Below are 21,971 nucleotides of genomic sequence, written 5' to 3' on the forward strand. Positions count from 1 at the left end.
TTATGCCCCGGCTTCCTCACTCTGCCGTTTGTCGGCATACTTGCGGAACACCTCATAAAGCTGCTGTTCCAGCTCTCGGCGTTTTGCCGCTTCCTGCTCCGGCGTGAACACCGGGGAGAGGTTTTCCAGCGTGATTTCCCTGCCTTGAAAAGTCACGACTTCCGTTTCCTTTTTGTATCTGATAGTGGTACTTATAAAATCACCTTTCCTTTCCATGCTGCCGCTGCTGCCGTTTCAGTTCCGCCAGTATATCCGGCGGGATACGGTCAACCAGCCGCTGTAAATTGTCCAGTTCGCTTTTCAGCTTTGCCCGTTCCATCGTATCTTTCATCTTGCCTTTTTCACCGGCTTTTGCCCTTGCTTCCAGCTTTTCATTTTCCGCTAACAGGTCATTGATTGTGACCTTGTATTTTTTCAACTGCCCGGAGAAATTCTCCATCTGCGGGAACCACTTTTTCAGCATGGAGAGGGCTTCCTCTTTTTTCTTTCCGGCGTTGAACGGGGTAATATCGCCCAGCGTGGCTTCAATGGCTCTTGCCTGTTTGGAGAGATTGACCGCCTGCTTGAACAGACGGGTGGGGATATGCTTCCTGCCTGTCTTGCTGGCACTTTCCCCACGCTCCAAGTCAGGATATTTCTCCACCATATAGGCGTGAAAATCGTCCTGCCACTTTGTTAAATTCGCCCGGTTGCCTATGATTTCTTTAGCGCACAGGCGGTTGTCCTTAGTAAGCGGGACAAAGGTCAAATGCAGGTGGGGCGTTTTCTCGTCCATGTGTACCACAGCAGACACGATATTGTCCTGCCCTACCCGGTCAATGAGGAAATCAGCCGCCCTCTGGAAAAACGCCTGTATCTCCTTTGGGGATTTCTTCTTGAAAAACTCCGGGCTGGCGGTGACCAGCGTGTCCACAAACCGGGTGCTGTCCTTACGGGTGCGGCAGCCAGCCTGTTCAATGCGGTTCTGGATAAAGTGGTAGTACCTGCTCTCCGGCTTGACGATATGGAAGTTGTATTTGCTCCGGCTGGTGTCAATGTCGGGATTGCTGGCGTACTGTTCCTTTTGCCGTTCGTGATGGGCTTCCAGCGGTCTTGCCGGATTGCCCTTGTGTTTTTCAAATCGCAAAATTGCGTGTTGTGCCATAAACTCCTTTCCCCGTTCCTTTCCCTTCCGGGACTTTTCCACAGGAAAATCCCGCAGAAAATATCTCGGATAGGAAGGGAATGGATAGAATATAAATCAATATTTTTATCTCTGTATTTCTATATACCGTCCGGTTTTCGTACTTCAAGAGGATTGATTATCGTACTTGTGGAGTGCGGTTTTCAGTCCTCCGGCGTACCAGAACGGGATTTCTTGAAGTCGGTATTTGGAACCGCTTCATAGGATTTTGGGTAGATGCGGTTGGGTTTTCCACAGCCCTGCTTCTGGATCTCCACCAATCCGGCATATTGCAGTTCCCGCAGGGTATTGACCGCCTTTTGCCGCCCACAGTGGAGCAGACCAACTACTTCGCAGATGGGATAGTAGAGGTAAATCCTCCCGTATTCGTCTGCCCAACCGTTCTTGCGGGACAACTCCATCCGGCGCAGGATAAAGGCGTACAGAACCTTTGCTTCGTTGGACAGTGGCGTGAATGTGGGTGCTTCAAAGAGGAAATTCGGGAGCCGGGTGAAGCTGACCGATTTCTCCGGCTGATGAATATAAATAGTGTTTGTCATACTGTGTTTTGTGGACAGTTAGGAGGGCATTTCCGGGGGGAGGACGGTGCTTGATACCACTTCCCCCGGTTCTGCCCTCTGGAAGCCTTATGAATAAAGGCTTTTCCCCTGCCTAACTGTCCACAGCAGACCTCCTTTTCCGTTCACTTTCTGTTTTCTGCCGCCTGTGAACTCTGGCGGCGCAGTCGGGACAGTATTTCGCCCGGTTGGACTTTGGGACAAACACTCTGCCGCAGACCGCACAGCGTTTTAGCTCCTTATCCCGGAAAATCTCTGCTTCCAGCGTCCCGATTTGCGGTAAGACCGACCAGCGGAACCACTTACAGCAGACCGAGAAAGAAATGGTCTGGGGGCAAGTGTGGGTATCCCCATCGTCAAGGAGCATACAGTTCCCGTCCTCATAATTACAGCACTCCCGGCGGATCAGGGCGTTTGCCTGCTTCCTCTGTGCCGGGGTCATGCGGCAGAGGGTACCGTCCGGCTTGCGCTCCAACGGTGGTAGGCGTTTATATGGATTATCTTTCATGCGTCCCTCCGTTTTTCACTTTTGCCGTTCTCCCCGAAAAGGCTTCCTGCCCCATTCCTGCGGCGTGTTCCGGCGTTGGCACGCTCCCCACAGCTTCGGGACAAGTTGTCCCGAAGTGACCTCTGGACAAAGTGTCCAGAAGTTGGCTCCTTGCGGTGCTTCCCCGGCCGGGGTATTCCTTTTCGGACGGTCATTCGGTTTTCAAGGTGCAGCTCATCGATGAACTACCACAAGTCTACACTTTTTCGACCGCCTGTGCCGTATATCCATAAGGTAGGAAATCACCTCGGAAAACTCGCTATTTCCACGCTCTCGGAATTGTGGTAGAATAGAAAAAATAATGCGAGGTGATAGAGATGGATAAGTTGGAGTTATTTTCAAAGTGCTTAAATTTAGTAGAGGGCAGGGAAAATCCTGAGAGTTGGTGGGGTTGGTGGAACGAACACGAATCCGAAGTGGAAAAACTATTGAACCACGGCGAGTTTTTGAAGTTAAAACCCCGGTCGCATGGATTTTCTTGGGTATCAGTATTTGGTAGCCAAAAGGGAGCCATCACTATTCTGGAGAAGAACGGAATAGCGTTTGAAATTAGCAATCTCTATCAAGAACGGTATCTGGAGGAATTGGACGCTTACTGTAAGGAACAGAAACGAGTACAACGGGAAAAGCAAAAGAAATTCAAGGCACAGCACCCCGAATGGTTTACTCAATACCCTAAGTTCTCAAAAATGTTGGCAAAAGTCTTGGACTCCTCTGATGAAATAAAATCTGCTGCAACTGTGGAGAAGATTGTAGAGATAGAAAAGAAATTAGGATTTATTCTCCCAACACAAGTTCGGGAATTTTTTCTCATAACTGAGGGAGTTAATGTATCTACAGGTTTGAGTATCAGCTTATCCCAGCTCTTTAATCTAACTATTCACGAGGAGCATTATTGTGTACTAGGCGAATTTTGGAAAGAGGCTGACGGAGATTTACTCCTACTTCGCCCCGGCGAAGAAACTGTCTGGTACTATGCCCATGAGCAAGACAAAGTAAAATTTTTGCGGAATACCATGTATGAATTGTTAGAAAAAGAGTTAGTGAATTATCTGCGAGAAAATTAAAAATATTTTTGACTATCAAGCAGACAAGGAGGGAGAGCATGGAATTATCCATACAAGAACGATTAAAAGACCTGCGTGTGGAACGAGGGCTGACGCTGGAACAGCTTGCGGAGGAAACTCACCTTTCCAAATCTGCTTTAGGCAGTTATGAGGGAGACAATCTCAAAGACATCAGCCACCATGCCCTTATCCAGCTGGCAAAGGTTTATGAAGTGACCGTTGATTACCTGCTGGGACGCTCTAAAACAAAAAATCACCCAAACGCCGATCTTGCAGACCTGCGCTTGAGTGATGATATGATTGAACTATTGAAAAGTGGGCGGGTGGATACTTCCCTCTTGTGTGAGCTGGCGGCGCACCCGGATTTCCCCCGGCTGATGGCTGACCTTGAAATCTATGTGAACGGAACGGCAGTCAAGCAGGTACAGAGCGCAAATGCCATTGTGGATATTATGAGCGCAACCATTATGAAGCAGCACAATCCCGGCTTGTCCGACCCGCAGTTAAGGCAGCTTGTCGCCGCCCATATTGACGATGACAGCTTTTGCCGCTATGTGATACAGCAGGACATAAACAAGATAGCTCTTGACCTGCGGAAAGCACATAAGGACGATTTTTTCAGCGTCCCGGAGGACAATCCGCTGGAAGATTTTTTACAGACCGCCGAGGAAACCGCTAAAGAGGACAGCGACCCGGAGCAAGCATCGCTGGCGTTTATCTGCAAGCGGCTCAAATTGAATTTGAAGAAGCTGTCTGAAGAAGAAAAGAAGTGGCTGAAAAAGATTGCACAGAAGTCGGACTTGCTGAAAAATCCAAATCCCCAGCGGGGGAGAAAATAGAGAACGAGAAATTGGAGGGAGTAAAGGTGCAGGAGGCAATTATAAAATTGAAACTTCTCGGTCAAATGCCAGACGCAGTGAAAGATGACCCTACAGAAGAAACCATCAACATGTATGACGAATTGCTCTTCAATGTAAAAACGCCATTGACAAGTGAAGAAGTAGGCGTATTGATTGACATTTTCCCCGAAGGTGGAATGTATGGAGTAGAGTGGGATTTGCTAAAATTGGTAGAGTCTTATTTGATAGAAGCACCATCAAGTGAAGAGTATCGAAAATTGATTACTGCTTGTCCAAGTGAAGAATGGCGAGAAACTATGCAAGCCCGTTTAGATAATTGGGAAAACAACAAACAATAACTTGTTTGGGAGATAGCAAAGCCAGTCGAGCCAGTCAACGGTCAAGATGAACGGCGCATTTCATGCGCCGCCGTTGACAGCCCCGCCCGTCTTTGCTAATGGGCAATCAAGGCGGGAAAGCCCTAAAACGGCTTCCCGCCCATTTCAATTTTGAAAAGAAAATCCGTCTGCTTTTTAGTTAGTGTGTCCACAGGTTCGGGACATTTTGTCCCGAAGTCCGGCGTGGGACGAGGGACGGGGGCTTTCATATACGCCCTGTCTGCTGGCGAAACCAGTCCTGCGCTTGCGGCTCCACGCCACGCAATCACAGCCCTGTTTTCCTGCCGCTTCAAACGCCCTTGCCCTCCCCGGCGGCAACGGTATTTTCACGGCAACGCCGACAGAGCGTATAACACACTACACTTTGCAAGCAAAGTCGTGTGCCAAGGGGCAAGCCCCTTTGGAAACCCCAGACAACAAAACAGGCTGAATATCTCGCACTTTCCCGGTGCTTGATATTCAGCCTTTATTTGTTGTCAGCAGCCCGTTTCTCGGTCTGCCTTTTGTGTCCTTGTCCATAATGTTTCTGTGTAGAGACCGACTTCCAGATAGTTTCTGCCGATACGGCTCATATCCTTGGCGATGATAACACCGACCTTATTGTTCTCGACCGACTCAATCATTCGTTTCCAATCGGGTCTGTTGAAGTTGGCACCGGAGTAACCATCGTCCACGAAAAACTGGATGTTGCGGAAACCTTGTTCTTGTGCGTATTTTTTGAGAATCGCCTTTTGATTGACAATGCTGTTGCTCTCTCCTGTGAGTTCGTCATCACGACTCAATCTACAGTAGATAGCAGTAATTTTGTCAGACTGCCTATTCATATCTTGTTCCTCCTTAATCGGCGGGCAGTCTGCCAATACAGGATTGCTTGTATATATCATATCACACATTCGTGAATAAATCCACCCTTTCGTTAGAATATTTTTTGAGCATTTTTAGTTTTCTCTTGCCATGTGGTCGAGCAACTTACCGGAAAGACTTCGTGTGCCATCGTAGCTACCGCCAAATCGGTAAGTAGTCTGACCGGAACGAATGGTTACGGTGATCTTTGGCAGCTCTGCCGCACAGTAGTTGTGAACGATGATACTGCCGTTTTCATTGACTGTGTAATTCTTGTTTTTCTGTTCATTCATATAATTGTCCTTTCTTGATTTTTGGAATGGATGGGAATGGAAACGAATCGAAGGGAAGGATTAACGCTCCAGTTCCTGTTTGCGTTCGATTTTTCTGCCAAGGGTCTGCTCGATATTGTGGCGAATGGTATCAAGCCGCTGTGCTTCGTCTTTGGCGGTCTGATACTGGTTGTAAAGCTTGTTTTTCTCTTTGATGAGCTGTTCCACTTCCGTCTGCAATGCCTTGTAGCTCGGCAGCTTCTTGAGTCCCTTGGAATCAAAATATCGTTTGGCGGCGTTCAGAATGATGAAGTCGCTGTCATGCTCGTCACGATATTTCTGACGGGCTTTTTCTTTCTTACAGGCTTTCAGCTCGTCAACCACATATCGTGTTTTGTGATAGTTCAGCACATAGTCACGGAACTCTTTCTTTTCTGCAATTGTAGCTTCCACTGATTTCATTTCTGTGCGAATATCACTCAGCTTTTCGTGGGCGGCATCACAGGCGGCAGCCAATGCTTCGGGAGAATCAAATCCCATTTCCTGATACAGCAGATAGGCACGGCTGGCATTTTTGAGATTGTGTTTCTTTGCCCAATGCTCGTAACCTTTGCCTTTTTCCTTTGCGGCATCAATATCCACCATGCGGCTAACAGTATCACGCTCGTTGATGGTTTTCTGCATAGCGGGTGCAGAAGGGATGGGGTCGGTTTTTGCCCTCACTCGTTTTGTGTTTCTGACAATAACAGCGAACACAGCCGATCTATCAAAATCGTCACCCAGCTTTCGTGCTGTGATGGGCTTGGTGCGGTCGGGTGTGAGATAGGACAAGCGCCCACGGCTCTCTTTGACGGTAATGCCACGGCGGAGAAGTTTTTCTGCGAAGCCCTCAAAGCTGACAGTATCAGAAAGTGCCATGCGGATTTCTTCACGGAGCTTGTCTTTGTCTGTTTCAAATTTGGTCTGCTTGACGGGTAAGCCCTGTTCGGCAAGAACAGCGTTTTCTTCATCCAGCGCAAGCTGTCCTTTCTTCTTCGCCCAATACTCACGCTCGGTCACACGGGTCTTACTGCCGTTCAGCAGATCAATCTGATACAGACCCGCATCGTGACACATTTCCATAACCTCGGAGCGAAAATATTCCATAGCTGCGTTGGTGCATCGGTGCTTCATGCCCGGTTGTGTATCGCACGGTCTGTCCATATATGGCATGAATGGAACTTCTTCAATTCGCAGAGAATTGATCACGATGTGTACATGAACATTGCCGCTGCCGTTGTGTCCGTCGGGGTGAGTGCAAACAATGGCTTGATGACCCGGAAAGTGTTCCTTGCAGAATTTCTCTCCAAGACTCTGCGCCAGATCTACGGTCAATCCGTGGTCGGGAACATCTTTAGGGTCAAAAGAAATGATATAGTGATGACTTTTGACATCTTCCCGTTTTTGATTTTTGCCATATCGGAGGTTGGCTCTCAGACAAGCAATCGCAAAATCTTCGTTACCGCAGTTCAAGGTGGAAATGCGATAATTCTGTCTTGGGATGAGCCTGCCGTTTTCATCCAGGGTGGGCTTCATAGTGAACTCATCATGCTCAAAAGTGAGGTAAGCTTCAGCGGCAGAGTAGTCGGCATTCTTAGAGCTTATATGCTTGAACGTTGCCAACAGCATCACCTACCTTTTTCATCACTTCAAATTTCAGAGTGGCGAGATCAGAGGCGGCATCTTGCAATTCTTTTGCCATGGACGGATAGGGACTTCGCCATTCGTTGAGGTGTCTGGCAATCTGATTTAGATTGTTACCGATCCTTCCATATTCAGCGGTTAGCTTGCCGATGGCTGCGAGCAGATCGTCGCTGACCAATGTTGCCACAATGGTTGGACGGATGGTTACACCGGAGATTGCTTCACGGATAAACTCCGATTGATTCATGTCGTAAATCTCCAAGCGGCGAAGAAAATCTGCGTGTTCTTCATCGTCCAGACGGGTTTTTACGATGTGGGTTCGTTTCGGTGTGTTGTAGGTTTTGGCCATTCGGTTCCTCCTTCATTTGTGAAAATGGTGGACGGCGGATGCCGTCGCTTCTGCGAAAGCAGAACAGATGCAGGGTTTGGGGAAGGCACTCCCCAACAAGATTCCATGAGGGGCAAAATGAGCGATAGGCGAAATTTGGACCCATGGTAGAATCTTGCTCTACGCTACCCAGCCTTTTCGTTTTCGACGATTTTTCAAGTTCACGCATTTGGTGCTGAACGATGTTTTGGAAAAATGGTAAAACAAAAAGAGCCGATTACACAAAACATCAGAAATCAGCGGGAGCATGGCTCTCGCTTCAAAGTGATGTTCTATGTAATCGGCTCTGAAAAATCAAAGTCGGGTTCTGCTTTGTACAACTCCCGCCAACAGAACCAAAGGCGTGGTGGAGCAGTTCGGTACTTCCAGTGCACCGATACCGTGTCGGACAATTCCGACTCTCATAAAATATGTTTGAACATTCTTATATTCAGTTGTCCGCAACGTTCGACCCGTTACACTAATATTATACAAATGCGGGCTATTTCTGTCAACATTGCAAATGCAAAATATGTAAGAACAATGCTCTTTTACTCATATAACCTATTAGAACAGAACACTCATTACAAAATAAACTCGCCCTTGTTCATCATCCAAAATTTCATCTACAGCAATCATCTCTAAGCATTGCATCATATACACCACAGACCATATTTCATCAAACTGAGAAGATAGCTCCATGTGTTGTTGAATCAAATCTTTTGTAATGGTATATGGTGAAAAGTCAGGAGCACCATATAGATAGTCACCGTTAAGTAATGCTGCTATTTTCTTTGCTAACTTTGAATTTCTTACAGCAGTTTCATAAGAAAAAATCTGTAATGGTTCACGATTGAATCCATAAATGCTATCGGCTCCAACGGGATCTCCCCAATAAGGAAGTATATATAATTCATAATCATCTTTGTCAATGGGACACCATGACTCCATAATTTTATAAAAGCGAATCATGAAATTATGAAGCACACAAAAATCTTCTTCGGACAAAAAGCTGCCTTGACGAATCAAAAAGTGGGTTTCATTATTTCTCAGCTTTTGCAACAGCTCAAGTTCTGTTTTTAACGATTCTCCTTGCTCAAGGCTTCTGCCAAATAACTTCTTATGTAATGAAATTAGTTCGTTAAATTGAATTGTGTTAAATTTTGAAAGATCTTCATTTGACAGCGTATCAAAAAAACTATTTAAATCCGTTGCCTTGAAATAATCGAATAAGAGTTTTGCATCAGCTTCATTTTTTGCCTTTCTTACTTCTGCAACCCTGTGATCGTTATTATTCAACAGCATTTGCTTCATAATAAGTTCAACGGCATTATGAAGTGACAATACAAAATTTTTCTGATACTGGAGTGTTGCTTTTCCATCTTTTATATCATCACAAAAGCGTATGGCAGCCGCCCAAGCTTCAAAGGCATTTTCCATCAATACTGGTTTCATATCTTGCTCCTTGTTCTTTTATCTTCAAAAGACAGGTGCCCATGTCAACAAGAAGCACGTTCATCCTAAACGTTGACATGATCGGTTCACTTGTTATTTAAAATGATTGAGCTGTTTCTAACTCGCAGGCTTTATCGTACAGATTATCATAATGCAAAGTCAGAATGTTTTGCTGGGTTGCTTTGTTTCGACGATCACGATAAGTAGCTTCGTTGTAATCCTCACGCAAGCCTGCGACCACAGCATAGTGAAAACGGCTTGAATCATATTCTGAAAATTCCTTCGGAAGCGAGGATTTGTTGCTGTACTTGGTGATCGTCACAAACGATGCAGAAAAGTGTGCTTCGATTTCTGCTTTCCAATCATAAATTTGATAAGTACCTTTTCTAAAGGCTTCTCCCTCGTGTCCAGATTTCAAGGTTGTCCTTCCATTAGGGTGTTCAAGCTCGACAAATACAAACTCATAGCCGCCAGAGCTTTTTCCTATCAACAAATAATCAGCAATGTACTTACCTAAAGCAAATTCCGGGAAGACATATGCATCGTGGTGGCCAAAATTATAATACTTAAATACACCAGCAATAATATGATAAGCAGGTCTGTGATTAATGAAGCGAAGAACGTCTCTTTCGTTTGTGTTTGCATCATGAATCAAGGCACAAAACTCTTCATTTAGTTGTTCCATATTACCTTCGTTCTGGAAATCAAACAACTCAATATGATTGTTAGGGAAAAAACTATCATAGTGCCGAACTGCTGCTGGATACAATCGCCTATGATTTATCTTCCCAAATCTTCTGTCTCCGGCAGCTTCTCTTTCAGTACACAAAATATCCTCATACAGTTGCATCTCCTGTTTGGTAGGAACGCTCTTTATATAGTCTCGTTTATATAAATTCATAATACTTCCTCATGTTGTAAGAATATGCTGCAATGCTATTCATTGTTCGATTTCTGTAGTGAATTCCAAAATGTCATCGACTCCACAATCAAGAGTTTTGCAGATCTTCTCGATAGTGTCGAGAGAAATATAATTGTCACGCTTGATGCGTGTAATGATATTAGCACTAAAGCCCGCTTTTTCCATCAGCTCGGCATTAGTCATACCCTTGTCGATCAGTAAGTGAAATAACTTTTTGTAGGTTACAGCCATGGTAATTCACCTCCTAATATTAACGGTAATTATATCACGAAAGCGTGAATAATTCAATTAGTATGATTGACATCGCACGATAATAAAACACTTCTGCCCAAGTTGGTCAGAAGTTGAACAGCTTACCACTTTGCTGAACGCAAAGTGGTAAGCTGTTTCATTATCACGTATTATAAACTTGTCTGATTATGGTTTGCTTGATATGTCGAATTAAAAGCACTATCAAACAACCACTTTCTAAAGGACGGGTTGTTCTGAACTTCTCTAAACAATTCCAGTCCGCTTTGCATACTGTTCATGACCGCTTCATGGGCAGCACGATCACTTTCATCACGGGCATTCTGCTTGTCAGAGAATTGCATTGCATTATTGTACTTCTCATCCCTGCGGACACTTTCGATAATATCGTTGATCTGCTTCTTGATTTTGTCTTCATCTGTCCACTCGATATTGCCGAAGATATCATGGAATTCCTTCAAGATATTTGTGAGCGTATCCAATTCTGGAACATCAATCCCCACACTGGTGCTTACCGGAATAGGATCGATTTTGCCGTTTTCGTTCTCGAGCTGAATTCTCATAGTCTGCTGCGCTTCAGCACGGTAACTTTCCAGATCCACATCTTCAAGCAAGCCCTCGGTGTAATCCTCACCATCCGGTTTAGGCAGCTTGGGCACCAAAAGATTTAGGAAGATGGAGAGCTTTTCCCACTGAACACTGCCATATGGCAAAATCGCAGAAAGAAAATTATAGGTTCGCACGAAAGTCTTTGCACAACTCTTAAATTCAATCTGATCTTCAATAATCAAACCTTTATAGACTTCGACACAGTGATCCAGAATGGGGTCAAGGTGCTCACGAGGTCCATTTGCCAAATAACGCTCCACAAAGGTATCAATGTCAGCATCGCTGTAAACCTGAATAGATTCCATAGTATCAATCAAATCATTCAGCTTATTCACATCGGTCTCACCAGAAAGAATTGTGGTTTTATAATACCTATCAAAGGCTTCTTTGATGACCCCAGGCTCGTTTACAAAGTCCAGAATAAATGTGTCTTTCTTGTCAGGGTGGCTTCTATTTAGACGGGACAGTGTTTGAACTGCCTTAATATCGGCCAAGCCTTTGTCTACATACATAGTGTGCAGCAGCGGTTCATCAAAACCTGTCTGGAATTTGTTTGCGACAATAAGAATGCGATAGGGATCACCCTTAAAGGTTTTTTCGATTTTAGCACTCGGAAATCCGTTCAAATCCGCTTCTGTAACTTGTCTGCCCTCATACTCGACAGAACCGGAAAAAGCTACAATCGCTTTAAAGGGACTCTTGCGTTCTTCCAATAGCTTAGAAATCGCTTTGTAATATTCGATGGCACGTTTAATGGAACTGGTGATAACCATGGCTCTGGCCTTACCGCCGACTTTTCCTTTGGCAATCACTTCTGTATGGAAATGCTCAACCATAATGTTAGCCTTTTCGTGGATAGCGTACTGATTGGATTCCACATAGTAACGAAGCAATCGCTGTGCTCGTTTCTTGTCAAACTGCGGATCGTCCTCAATAGTTTTCGCCAATTTATAATAACTTTGCACTGGCGTAAAATAACGCAGTACATCCATGATAAAGCCTTCTTCGATAGCCTGCTTCATGGTATAAACATAGTGCGGTTCCGGCTTTGTTGTTCCATCGGGCAACCGCTTTTTCTTACCGAACATTTCCAACGTCTTATTCTTCGGTGTTGCGGTAAACGCAAAATAGCTTGCGTTCTTTACCATCTTGCGCCCCTCGATGATTGTATTGATCTTGTCTTCAAGATCATCTTCATCCTCATAGACGCTACCAGAAAGCACCATGTTCATCTTTGCAGACAGACTGCCGTTCTGGCTGGAATGGGCTTCGTCAATCAGAATGGCAAAGTTTTTATCCTTATGTACCTCGCCAATATCATCCAAAATGAACTGGAACTTATGGACGATGGTAATAATGATTTTCTTACCTTCGTTCAGGAGCTGCTTCAGCTCACCGGCACTTTTCGCCCAACCAACTGTTGCAGATACCTGCATAAACTGTTTGATGGTGTCTTTGATCTGCTTGTCCAAATTGATACGGTCAGTCACAACGATAACCGTGTCAAAAATCTCTTTGCCGCTGTCATTTTTCAGTGTGACGAGCTGATGTGCCAGCCATGCGATGGAATTAGACTTACCGGAACCTGCGCTGTGCTGAATCAGATAGCGTCCGCCCACACCGTCACGCTTTGCATCACTAAGCAGGGATTCCACCACAGAAAGCTGATGATAACGAGGGAACACCTGCTTATATTTTGTAACCCCGGTGTCTTCGTCTTTCTCAGAAATCACCTGAGCATAGTTTTCAATGATATTGGATAGTTCATCCTTGGTCAGAATCTCTTTCCAAAGATAATCCGTTTTGATTCCATTGGGATTCGGAGGATTGCCAGCACCATCATTGAATCCCTTGTTAAACGGCAGGAACCAGGATTTCTTGCCCTTCAGTTCCGTACACATTCTTACTTCGTTATCATCAACGGCAAAGTGAACGATGCATCGTTTGAAGCTGAACAAAACCTCATCCGGAGTGCGATCATTCTTGTACTGTTCAACTGCATCGGAAACGTTTTGCTTGGTAAGCTGGTTTTTCAGCTCCATGGTGATTACTGGCAGACCGTTGATGAAGATACAGACATCCAGTGCCAAACGAGGGTTGAAGCTGGAATACTGTAGCTGTCTGGTCACGCTGAAAATATTCTTTTCATATAATTCTGCGGCTTCTGGATTGTGAACAGAGGGGCGCACATAGAACAGATCCAAGCGCAGATGCTTGTAGCGCATACCTTTGCGGAGCAGCTCTATGACACCATCGCTTTTCAGCTTCTTGTCCAACTGCTTGAAGAAACGATCTTTTTCCAGATCACTGTCCAGAATGTGCAGCTCATCCATTGCTTTCTTCTGAGTAGACAGCAGAAAACGGAAGAGTCTGTCCTCATCGATGGCATATTGCTTGTTGTACTCAGTTGTGACACCTTGTTCATAGCCATTGCTATTTACCAAAGTATCCACAATCAAGGTTTCAAAACCATTTTCCTTTGTATTACTCGGCATCCTCTGCCACCTCCTCCACATCTTCACCGGTATCATCGGTGTCGATTTCCGTATCTTCCTCTGGCGTGTATTCCGGGATAACTACATCACGAACATCAATCTGTCCCGTCACAACATCAGAGATCAATCTGGTTCGGTATTCTCTAAGATACTCAATATGTTTTTCAACTTCTTTTTTGAGCAAGTCAATCTTTTCTGTCTCTTGCTCAATGTATTCAACAATTTCACGTTGTTCTTCAATCGGAGGAACAGGAATATCATAATTCTTAAAATTTATTGCAGGCATACGCCATCTTCCTTTATTGGCTGCACCACGTCCCAGTCCGTAGAAGATTTTACGCTTGTATCCCAACTGGAATACATATAAGAAGTATTTCAAATCGGTTCTTTCAACATCAATTGCAGAAAATACTCGATAGTCTGGACTTGTAACCCCAAAAAAGTCAGAAAGCCCAATAAAACCGGTTAGCAAGTCCATGTGATTCATTGCATAATCGCCAGGATATACAAACTGGTATTTCGAGTAATTGGCAGCCATTTGGCCTTCATTAGAGGCAATGTCTTTTACTTTTAAACCCTGCTGCGTAATAGATATTACATCGTAGCCTTCTTTACCAGCAATTCGCTTCTTAATTTCAAAATGCTGCTTAACTTTGTTGAATTGCCAATGTGCAGGAATTTCTTTAACCCAGTTTGCTTCAACAGCTTGCATTTCAACATCAGCATGAATGCCACGTGTGACAGCCTGATTTATTACTGTTGTTTTTCTTTCGTCCAGTAAATTAATCTGCTTCTGATAACCATGAATCAAATGATTGATTTTGGAAACTTGCCAATCAAGGTATCGGACAATCTGATCCTGCTCATCTCGTGGAGGAACAAGAACACTTGCACATTTCAACTCCTGCCAATATAGGTTTCTTTGAATGGAACCAACGCCTTTTGACCTAACCAAGTATTGATCTACCATAATGGCACTCCTGAATAGGTAATTTGCATATTCCGTAGTCAATTGATCATTCATAGACAGAACAATATATGCAGGGCTTGTAATACCGGTATGTTTTGATACACCAACAGAACCTCTCCATGCTTGCTGATTATTTAATACAAAATCACCCGGATCAACTCGCTGATATTTGGAAAGATCCTTACTTGTTGCGTTGGTTCTCTTTTCGGTTCTTTTTGAGAAAGGAACTACACCGGCATCCAAATATACAGATAACAGTTCCAACTCGGTACAATTACATATCGATTTCTCCTTGGCTATAGAATACAATGGAAAAACTTCCCAATGCTTTGGAAATGTCATATTCCATAGTGGCTGTACAGCCTTGTACGCTTCGTATCTTTTCATAATCAGCCCCCTAAGATTTCATCCAGAAGACCGTCGGTTTCTTTTTCGATAGCACGAATATCCCTTGCAATTTCTTCTAACGTACGCAACTGAATCGGTTTATAGAAATACTTCGTAAAGGAAAGCTCATAGCCCACTTTCTCTGTACCCGGTTTAATAAACACATCAGGGGCATACGGTTTCACTTCTTTTTCGATAAATGCTTCGATACCACCTTTATAGGTAAACGGTACGATTTCTTTATCAGAGTTCGGCTTTATAGGCTTGCCCTTCTTATCCAGAATAGGCTGACCGTTTTCATCATACTGCGGTGTGTAGACCGGAATTTCCCAATATCCAAATTCAGAATTATTAAACACCTTGCTGTAACGTTCATCTGCTTGGTCAAATGCCATGTACAATTCCAGAATATAATCTCTAATATCCTTATCGATTTCACAGTTCTTTTCTCCAAGGTTCTTGCGAAGAGGTTTTTTGAAGGAAGTAGCATCAATGAGTTGTACCTTTCCTTTGCGGCGTTTCTCCTTCTTGTTGGCAAGAATCCAGATGTAGGTACCAATTCCTGTGTTGTAGAACATTTTTTCAGGAACTGCGACAATGGCTTCCAGCAAATCCTGCTCCAGAACATACTGACGCAGATTGGAGGGACCCTGACCTGCTTTGCCGGTAAACAGAGAAGATCCGTTGTGTACCTCCACAATACGACTGCCAAGAGCAGTATTCTTCTTCATCTTGCTAATGTTATTGGCAAGGAACAACATCTGCGGATCACCAATGTCCGGAATCAGAGAGAAATCTTCATCCTTATAGTTCACACGGAAACGGGTGTCGGTAATCTCATCCTTCTTAATGTCGCCCCATGCCTTCAGATCTGTTTTCCAAGGTGTGCCGAAAGGCGGGTTGGAAAGCATAAAGTCAAAGGTTTCTCCAGCGAATCCATCATTGGAAATGGTGGAGCCAAAGAAAATGTTGTTTGCCTGTACGCCTTCGCCCTTAACCAGCATGTCACTGCGAGCGATAGCATAGGTTTCGTCGGAGTTCTCCTGGCCGTACAAATGGATCGAAACATTCTTTCCGAATTCCTTAGCCACTTCTTGCATTCGACCTTCGGCAACCGTCAGCATACCGCCTGTGCCACAGGCTCCGTCATAGATACGGTAAGTTGTACTCTGAATTTTGTCTTTCACGGGCACAAACGCCAGATCAGTAATCAGCTCCACGATGTCACGAGGGGTAAAGTGACGTCCTGCATCAGTAATGTTGGTTTCCTCATTAAACTTACGGATGACCTCTTCAAACACTGTTCCCATAGTGTGATTGTCCAGTGCGGGCTGCACAAGATTACCCTTGGCATCATAAATCGGGCGATTAGACAGGTTCACAGAGGAATCCGTAAACTTGCTGATCAGCAGGCCCAGAATGTCATGCTCAGAGAGTTTGTCAATCTGATTTCTGAATTCAAAGCGCTTGATAATATCCTGCACATTCTGAGAAAAACCGTTCAGGTAAAGGATAAAGTCGGATTTCAGCTGTTGCTGATTAGTACGGGATTTCAGATCTGACAGGGTATAGGGGGAACTATTACAAAAAGCTTCTCCCGCTACGCTGCACAGGGCTTCGTCCTGATCGGTAATACCAGCAGCATCCAGCTGCTCCTTCATTTTCAAAACTTTCTCCTTAGTGGGTTCCAAAACCGCATCAAAACGGCGGATAACCATCATAGGCAGAATAATCTTTCTGTAGTCGCCTACATCATATGTATCTACGAGACAGTCATTTGCGATTCCAAACAAAAAGGAAACGATCTGACCAAAGTTTGCTTTTTCCATTATTGTTCTGTCCTTTCATTCGTAAGTTCCATAATATCGGAGATGTCGCACTTCAGAGTGTTGCAGATTTTCACAAGCACCTCAGTGTTGACATTTTCATTCTTACCAAGTTTCGCAAGTGCTGCGGTTGTAATTCCAGCTTCTTTACGAAGCATCGTTTTCGTCATATCCATGTCAATCAACAGTTTCCAGAGCTTCTTATAGGATACAGCCATGCTTATCTCCCTTCCTATATAAATCAAATATCTAAAAATTAGATTTCTGGTTCAATTATATAACAAGATATCAAGAAATGAAAGTGGCGAAGCAGTCTTTTGAAAAATTTCTCAAAAAATGTGGTTGACTTTCTCGGCACCACTGCGTATAATAGTGTTAGGAATTAGCGAACACGCTTATTCCTGTCAAGGAGGAAAGGACTATGAACGGCAAGTTCGGAGAATTCATCGCTGAAAAGCGAAAATCCCGTGGACTGACACTACGTGGACTGGCTGCCGAATTAGGGATTGTACCGGCATACATGAGCGACATTGAAAAGGGGAATCGCTATCCCCCTGACAAAGACAAGCTGTATGAATTGGCCCGTATTCTGTGCCTGTCCGAAGAAGAAACCAACACCATGTTTGATCTGGCCGCAGGCGAAAAGGAGAATACGGTATCTCCTGATCTGCCGGAGTACATCATGGGGAATGAGCATGTCCGTGTTGCGCTTCGTATGGCACGTGACAACAATGCCTCCAGTGAAGTATGGCAGAAGGTCATTGAGATGATGGAGGAACAAGAGCGAGGTAAGAAATAAGCGTGATCCATTACAACTATTCTGCGCATCAGTTGGAAAAAGAGGCGGAAAAGCTTCTGAACCAATTTGACCCTGAACGACTAAAAAAGCCGAAGCCCATCGACGTCTACGCCGTCATTGAAAAGTGCTTGGGTGTTGACTATGACTGGAAGTATATCACCCCAGATCAGTCTATTCTCGGCGCAACCGCCTTCAATGCTGGCTATGTGTGGGTGTGGCCCGAACCCTGTTATCGAGAGGGCATGCTTCCTTCAAAGGTTTATCTTTCCAAGGGGAGTATTCTCATTGATGCAACGCTGACTGAGGGGGATAATAGAGGGCGTGAAAACTTCACTGTGATGCACGAAGTGTTTCACCAAGTTCTGCACAAGAACTGTTTCCGTCGTGAAACGCCCGACTATATTCACAGCACGACGCAAATAGCCTTGAATGGGAAGAAAAGTCTGAAAACGTCGCTGGATTTCATCGAGTATCAGGCGAATGCGTGTGCAGCGGCGTTCTTGATGCCGCAGAATGTGGTTCGAGACGAGTTCAAAAAGCGAAGCAGCAACTTAGGCGCAAAATACCCCCTTCCGTGCGACTGCATGGTAGAGAGCATTATCTATGACATGGCGGATGAATTCAGCGTATCTAAACAGGCTATGCGCTATCGCTTGAACTCGCTGAAGATGATCACATTTGATGCCCCCCTATTCAACTAAAAATCTCAATTTAAGGGAATCTTCCGATTCCCTTAAATGCAAGCCGAGTGTTAGAAAGAAGCGAACAGGCGAATATGCGAACATTAAAGGAGGTGATGCCTTATGCGCAAATAAAAAGAGCGGCAATCTGCTGCAACAGATTAACCGCTCATTCAAGATGTACACGTTACTAAAATATCACGACTGGCTTGTTCCGTCAAGCCGAAAGGAGTCAAATTATGTATAAACACTACTATATCAACAACAATCAGACCTTGAATCCTGGACATCATCATGAAGTCCACACCAAGGAGCACGCAGCTCAGCTTGGCATCCGCAGCACGCAGTATGTTGGCTATTTTGCAAGCGAAGTGGAAGCTGTTGCTCAGGCAAAGAAAACCTATTTTGATGCGGACGGCTGTGCAACCTGCTGTCCGAAAGCACACAGGGGGTAATTAATATGGCACGTTCTTCTCATCATGTTGTTCACAATTCCAACGGAGGTTGGGATGTTAAGCGTAGCGGCGCTCAGCGCTCCAGCGGCCATTTTACAACCAAGGAACAGGCCGTAAACGCAGGAAGACAAATCAGCCGAAATCAGGGCACCGAATTCGTTGTTCATGGTATGAACGGACGCATCCAGTCCGCAGACAGCCATGGGAACGATCCTTGCCCGCCGAAGGGTTAATTTAGGGAGGTGAATATCATGTCTGTACATCATGGTGGTAAGGTTGGTAAAGCCGGTAAGACCTTGGCGTCTAAAAGTTCTTCTAAGTCTGCGAAGAGCAAAGCCGGGAAGACTCTGGCCAACCACAAAGCGAAAGCGCATTAAAGGACAGGTGCCTATGCTGCCGCATAGGCACCTGTTTTATGTGATGCAGATTTATTCTTCCATGACCTCTAACATCATTCGTGCGCCTAACTTAAAGCCATTCTGAAAGATCAAACAGTCTGTATTGGTTTGATGCTCTCGCACACAATCTGTGTATTTATCAAACAGTTCTTTCTGTTCGTCCGTCATAGTGGCTTTGAGTTTTTCTTCGTTCCTGCAAATCAGCTCCAACAGTTTCTTGTATTCTTTGCAAGAGGATGTGTCATACTCTGTTGGCTCGATATTACCATGCCAAAATTCTTCAAGGATTCTCATACTGCATCCTCCTCGTAGATCATCTCACGCAGAACAATTTCCTCGGCTCGGTTGCGGATGCTGTTCATAGCTCCAACCCACGCCATCTGATCATGCTGCTTCGTGCTCTCTGTCACGCCCTCAGCGGCTTTCATTTGCTCAATGATGAGTTCAAGACGGCTCTGTGCCTGCTCGTTTAAATCAGCCAGATAAGACCACAGCTCACCGTTAAGACACAGAGCGTTGAAACGGATAGGATTATGCTCCTTGATATAATCTCTGTGCATACGCCCCCAACGACCAATAGGTCTGGTTTCCTCTGGTAAGCGAATATCAGGAATATAGTAATCGCCACAGCGAATGTAGTTTAGTTCTTGCATCATATGTACCTCCAATAAGATTCAAACATTCTGTTAAAGATAGAAAAAGGCGATACTTGGTTGTGAAAACCAAGTATCGCCAATTCTTCTTGTCGCACTCCTGTACGGCAGCTACCCTATGTCAGTAATGTTCTCATACTGTCTTATTGGAAACTACCTTTCGGCGTCTTTTTTTATAAAGGGAACCTGCCGGTTTTCTTCAAACGATGAATGCTGAGTTTTGTGACGCAGTTTATAGATAGTGGTAGAAGCGGCGGTATTTGGCAAAGCAGAACACCGTTACGGCCAGGGCGAGAATTTCCGCCGCCGGAGCTGCCAGCCAGACGCCGTCGGCACCGAACAGGGCAGTCATTCCAAGGGTGCAGACGACTAAGAACAGGAAGGTCCTTAAGAAGGAGAGGATGGCGGAGGTTTTCCCGTCGGAAAAGGCGGTGAACATAGCGGAGGCAAAGATGTTGTAACCTTTGAAAAGGTAGCTCACCGCATAGATGAGAAGCCCGTGGACGGCGAACCGGTACACGTCGGTGCCGGGCTTGGCGAACACGGCGGAAAGCGGGCCGGGGAAGAGAAGCGCCCCCGCCGTCATCAGCACTGAGAAGCCGGTGAGGAGCATCATGCTCATCCGAAACAGCTTTTTGAGTTTTTCGTTGTCTTGGGCGCCGTAATTATAGCTGATAAGAGGGGCCACGCCCATGGAATACCCCAGGTTGACTGAAACCAGCAGGAAGTCAAGATACATGACGATGGTGATGGCAGCCACGCCGTCCTGCCCCAGGGTTCTCATCATGATGATGTTGAACAGGAAGGTGGTGACGCTCATGGCAAGGTTGCTGACCATCTCCGACGAACCGTTGGTGATGCTGTGGAGGAGGGAGCGCCAGTCGGCCAGAGGCTTTACAAAACAGATTCCCCCGCGCCTGACGGAAAAGTAAATAAGCCCCGCCACGGTGGGAACGCAGTAGCCGATGCCGGTAGCCAGGGCTGCTCCGGCAACGCCCATGCCCATGGGAACAATAAACACGTAGTCGAGGATCATGTTGGTGATGCCTCCTGCCAAAGAGGTGATCAGTCCCAGGCCGGGGCGGCCGTCGGCGACCATCATGTTCTGGAACAGGAGCTGGAGAATGCTGAAGGGGAAAAAGCCCAGAATGGTCAAGGCGTAATCCCGGCAATAATCGAAGAGGGCGTCGTTGGAGCCTAAAAGCCTGATAATTCCGTCCAGGCCAAAGAAGGATACCGCTGTCAGCACCACGCCGAAGAGGGCGGCGCAGAGCGAGACAAAGGAAAAGACCCGGCAGGCTTCCTCCCGTCTGCCTTCGCCCACTTTTCGGGCCACGATGGCGGTGAGCCCGGTGCTGAACATAAGCCCGATGGCGTAGACCACGTTGATGACCGGATAGACGATGTTCACCGCCGACAAGGCATCGGTATTGACGAAATTCGACACGAAAAATCCGTCTACAATGGTATAAAGGGCAGTAAACACCATGACGATGATGGACGGCAGGGTGAATTTGATCAAAAAGGGCAGGGTGATGCGCTTGGAAAGATTGTTACTCATCACAGTCCTCCCACTCGCAGTCGGCGATGTCCTGGAGCATCCGGCAGAAGAGGGATACTTCTTCCGGGGTATATTTTTTCTCAATTTTTCGGCCGATGGCGGTAAAAATGTTGTCAAAACGGTCGTAGATGTCCTGCATTTCCGGATGGAGGGTAAGGTAAAAGACCCGCTTGTCGGTTTCGCTCTGGGTTTTGACGAGGCAGCCCCGTTTTACCAGTTCCGCCACCTTCATAGTGACAGCGGATTTGGTGATGCCCAAAGCGTCGGCCAGCTTGCTGACGGTGCAGCGCTCCGTTTGTGAAATGATGTCCAGGTAGAGCATGCTGTTGTTTGTGAGCTCCTTGTAGCTGCCTGTGTCCTTGGTCAGCCGCAGCTCCCGGAGGGACATTTGGTAATAAAAGTGGTTGACTGTGTCGAGAAATTTCATAAGAATCCTCCGTGGAAACAAATAGTTAAGTAAACTTAATTAAAAATGCTTAACTATTATAGCGTGAATAATCCTGCTTGTCAAGGGGAATCTCTAATTTTAGACAAAAAAATAGCCCTATGAAGGGCTGACGTGGAACGATCCCTTAAGACAAAGCGGCCCATAGGACTTATAGCGGTGATTTATCCAGCTCAGCGCCCTTAGAGCGGGCACTCCGGCGCTTTGGCAGGGAGCCCGTCGACTGCATATACCGCTCCCCATGTTTGCCCTCATGGGAAAACATCGGGTGCGGGTCCGAAAATACGCAGGGGTGCGAGGCGGGCTTCCTG

The 21,971-nt window shown here is 45.6% G+C and carries 27 protein-coding genes; 7 read left to right on the forward strand and 20 right to left on the reverse strand.

Annotated elements, in window-relative coordinates:
• From H8710_RS09480 to H8710_RS09495, 4 genes are all read right to left on the reverse strand, one after another.
• Complete coding sequence (locus H8710_RS09480) at window positions 1-216, reverse strand: hypothetical protein (RefSeq protein ID WP_006772915.1); 216 nt, start codon at window positions 214-216, stop codon at window positions 1-3.
• On the reverse strand, window positions 200-1,144 hold the full coding sequence (gene mobV, locus H8710_RS09485) for a MobV family relaxase (protein WP_249295264.1): 945 nt from the start codon (window positions 1,142-1,144) through the stop codon (window positions 200-202). Before mobV ends, H8710_RS09480 begins: the two co-directional genes overlap by 17 nt.
• 182 nt (window positions 1,145-1,326) lie before the next feature.
• Window positions 1,327-1,722, reverse strand: a complete 396-nt coding sequence (locus H8710_RS09490) for a replication initiator protein A (protein WP_249295265.1) — start codon at window positions 1,720-1,722, stop codon at window positions 1,327-1,329.
• A 112-nt stretch (window positions 1,723-1,834) separates the two neighbouring features.
• Window positions 1,835-2,248, reverse strand: coding sequence for a cysteine-rich VLP domain-containing protein (locus tag H8710_RS09495; RefSeq protein WP_249295266.1), 414 nt, complete (start codon window positions 2,246-2,248; stop codon window positions 1,835-1,837).
• A 356-nt stretch (window positions 2,249-2,604) separates the two neighbouring features.
• On the opposite strand from H8710_RS09495, the gene H8710_RS09500 reads away from it, so the two are divergent.
• Genes H8710_RS09500 through H8710_RS09510 form a run of 3 tightly spaced genes read left to right on the forward strand, consistent with a single transcriptional unit; the run spans window position 2,605 to window position 4,552 of the window.
• Window positions 2,605-3,354, forward strand: a complete 750-nt coding sequence (locus tag H8710_RS09500; RefSeq protein ID WP_227180095.1) for an SMI1/KNR4 family protein — start codon at window positions 2,605-2,607, stop codon at window positions 3,352-3,354.
• A gap of 38 nt (window positions 3,355-3,392) precedes the next feature.
• The gene (locus tag H8710_RS09505; RefSeq protein ID WP_249295269.1) at window positions 3,393-4,193 is read left to right on the forward strand and encodes a helix-turn-helix domain-containing protein; all 801 of its coding nucleotides are present in this window, start codon (window positions 3,393-3,395) and stop codon (window positions 4,191-4,193) included.
• Between the two features lie 47 nt (window positions 4,194-4,240).
• Window positions 4,241-4,552, forward strand: coding sequence for a hypothetical protein (locus H8710_RS09510; RefSeq protein WP_249295270.1), 312 nt, complete (start codon window positions 4,241-4,243; stop codon window positions 4,550-4,552).
• A gap of 122 nt (window positions 4,553-4,674) precedes the next feature.
• On the opposite strand, the gene H8710_RS09515 is transcribed toward H8710_RS09510, so the two are convergent.
• From H8710_RS09515 to H8710_RS09570, 12 genes are all read right to left on the reverse strand, one after another.
• Window positions 4,675-4,884, reverse strand: coding sequence for a gluconolactonase (locus tag H8710_RS09515; RefSeq protein ID WP_249295271.1), 210 nt, complete (start codon window positions 4,882-4,884; stop codon window positions 4,675-4,677).
• Between the two features lie 183 nt (window positions 4,885-5,067).
• Complete coding sequence (locus H8710_RS09520) at window positions 5,068-5,415, reverse strand: recombinase family protein (protein WP_249295273.1); 348 nt, start codon at window positions 5,413-5,415, stop codon at window positions 5,068-5,070.
• 114 nt (window positions 5,416-5,529) lie between these two features.
• Window positions 5,530-5,727, reverse strand: a complete 198-nt coding sequence (locus H8710_RS09525; protein ID WP_249295275.1) for a hypothetical protein — start codon at window positions 5,725-5,727, stop codon at window positions 5,530-5,532.
• 60 nt (window positions 5,728-5,787) lie between these two features.
• Window positions 5,788-7,368, reverse strand: coding sequence for a relaxase/mobilization nuclease domain-containing protein (locus tag H8710_RS09530; protein WP_249295330.1), 1,581 nt, complete (start codon window positions 7,366-7,368; stop codon window positions 5,788-5,790).
• A complete protein-coding gene (locus H8710_RS09535; protein WP_249295277.1) occupies window positions 7,340-7,738 on the reverse strand; it encodes a plasmid mobilization protein in 399 nt (132 codons plus the stop codon). Before H8710_RS09535 ends, H8710_RS09530 begins: the two co-directional genes overlap by 29 nt.
• A 585-nt stretch (window positions 7,739-8,323) precedes the next feature.
• The gene (locus H8710_RS09540; protein ID WP_249295279.1) at window positions 8,324-9,211 is read right to left on the reverse strand and encodes a hypothetical protein; all 888 of its coding nucleotides are present in this window, start codon (window positions 9,209-9,211) and stop codon (window positions 8,324-8,326) included.
• 97 nt (window positions 9,212-9,308) lie between these two features.
• Window positions 9,309-10,112 carry a Shedu immune nuclease family protein gene (locus H8710_RS09545; RefSeq protein ID WP_249295280.1) on the reverse strand — a complete coding sequence of 268 codons (804 nt, stop codon included), beginning with the start codon at window positions 10,110-10,112 and terminating at the stop codon, window positions 9,309-9,311.
• Window positions 10,113-10,151: 39 nt separating this feature from the next.
• Window positions 10,152-10,364: a helix-turn-helix domain-containing protein gene (locus tag H8710_RS09550; RefSeq protein ID WP_249295282.1), complete on the reverse strand. Its 213-nt coding sequence runs from the start codon at window positions 10,362-10,364 to the stop codon at window positions 10,152-10,154.
• 170 nt (window positions 10,365-10,534) lie between these two features.
• Window positions 10,535-13,486, reverse strand: a complete 2,952-nt coding sequence (locus tag H8710_RS09555; RefSeq protein ID WP_249295284.1) for a type I restriction endonuclease subunit R — start codon at window positions 13,484-13,486, stop codon at window positions 10,535-10,537.
• Complete coding sequence (locus tag H8710_RS09560; protein ID WP_249295286.1) at window positions 13,476-14,843, reverse strand: restriction endonuclease subunit S; 1,368 nt, start codon at window positions 14,841-14,843, stop codon at window positions 13,476-13,478. Before H8710_RS09560 ends, H8710_RS09555 begins: the two co-directional genes overlap by 11 nt.
• Window positions 14,844-14,845: 2 nt before the next feature.
• Window positions 14,846-16,672 carry a type I restriction-modification system subunit M gene (locus H8710_RS09565; protein ID WP_249295288.1) on the reverse strand — a complete coding sequence of 609 codons (1,827 nt, stop codon included), beginning with the start codon at window positions 16,670-16,672 and terminating at the stop codon, window positions 14,846-14,848.
• Window positions 16,672-16,887, reverse strand: a complete 216-nt coding sequence (locus H8710_RS09570; protein WP_249295290.1) for a helix-turn-helix domain-containing protein — start codon at window positions 16,885-16,887, stop codon at window positions 16,672-16,674. Before H8710_RS09570 ends, H8710_RS09565 begins: the two co-directional genes overlap by 1 nt.
• A 203-nt stretch (window positions 16,888-17,090) precedes the next feature.
• Between H8710_RS09570 and H8710_RS09575 the strand changes: the two genes are divergently transcribed.
• The 4 genes from H8710_RS09575 (at window position 17,091) to H8710_RS09590 (ending at window position 18,836) form a co-directional block, all read left to right on the forward strand.
• On the forward strand, window positions 17,091-17,468 hold the full coding sequence (locus H8710_RS09575) for a helix-turn-helix domain-containing protein (RefSeq protein ID WP_249295291.1): 378 nt from the start codon (window positions 17,091-17,093) through the stop codon (window positions 17,466-17,468).
• A gap of 2 nt (window positions 17,469-17,470) precedes the next feature.
• Window positions 17,471-18,169: an ImmA/IrrE family metallo-endopeptidase gene (locus H8710_RS09580; protein ID WP_249295292.1), complete on the forward strand. Its 699-nt coding sequence runs from the start codon at window positions 17,471-17,473 to the stop codon at window positions 18,167-18,169.
• A gap of 218 nt (window positions 18,170-18,387) precedes the next feature.
• A complete protein-coding gene (locus H8710_RS09585) occupies window positions 18,388-18,603 on the forward strand; it encodes a hypothetical protein (protein WP_249295293.1) in 216 nt (71 codons plus the stop codon).
• A gap of 5 nt (window positions 18,604-18,608) precedes the next feature.
• Window positions 18,609-18,836 carry a DUF2188 domain-containing protein gene (locus H8710_RS09590; RefSeq protein WP_249295294.1) on the forward strand — a complete coding sequence of 76 codons (228 nt, stop codon included), beginning with the start codon at window positions 18,609-18,611 and terminating at the stop codon, window positions 18,834-18,836.
• Between the two features lie 195 nt (window positions 18,837-19,031).
• Here H8710_RS09590 and H8710_RS09595 read toward each other — a convergent pair whose 3' ends face one another.
• The 4 genes from H8710_RS09595 to H8710_RS09610 all read right to left on the reverse strand — a co-directional run bounded on the left by H8710_RS09595 (window position 19,032) and on the right by H8710_RS09610 (window position 21,642).
• Window positions 19,032-19,295, reverse strand: a complete 264-nt coding sequence (locus H8710_RS09595) for a DUF6809 family protein (protein WP_249295295.1) — start codon at window positions 19,293-19,295, stop codon at window positions 19,032-19,034.
• Window positions 19,292-19,657 carry a TnpV protein gene (locus tag H8710_RS09600; RefSeq protein ID WP_249295296.1) on the reverse strand — a complete coding sequence of 122 codons (366 nt, stop codon included), beginning with the start codon at window positions 19,655-19,657 and terminating at the stop codon, window positions 19,292-19,294. Before H8710_RS09600 ends, H8710_RS09595 begins: the two co-directional genes overlap by 4 nt.
• A gap of 229 nt (window positions 19,658-19,886) precedes the next feature.
• Entirely contained in the window at window positions 19,887-21,215 is a 1,329-nt protein-coding gene (locus tag H8710_RS09605) for an MATE family efflux transporter (protein WP_249295297.1), read from the reverse strand.
• Window positions 21,208-21,642, reverse strand: a complete 435-nt coding sequence (locus tag H8710_RS09610; protein WP_249295298.1) for a MarR family winged helix-turn-helix transcriptional regulator — start codon at window positions 21,640-21,642, stop codon at window positions 21,208-21,210. The genes H8710_RS09605 and H8710_RS09610 overlap by 8 nt, the downstream gene beginning before the upstream one ends.
• Between the last annotated feature and the right edge of the window lie 329 nt (window positions 21,643-21,971).

The organism is Fumia xinanensis, assembly GCF_014384905.1.
Lineage (GTDB): Bacteria > Bacillota > Clostridia > Oscillospirales > Ruminococcaceae > Fumia > Fumia xinanensis.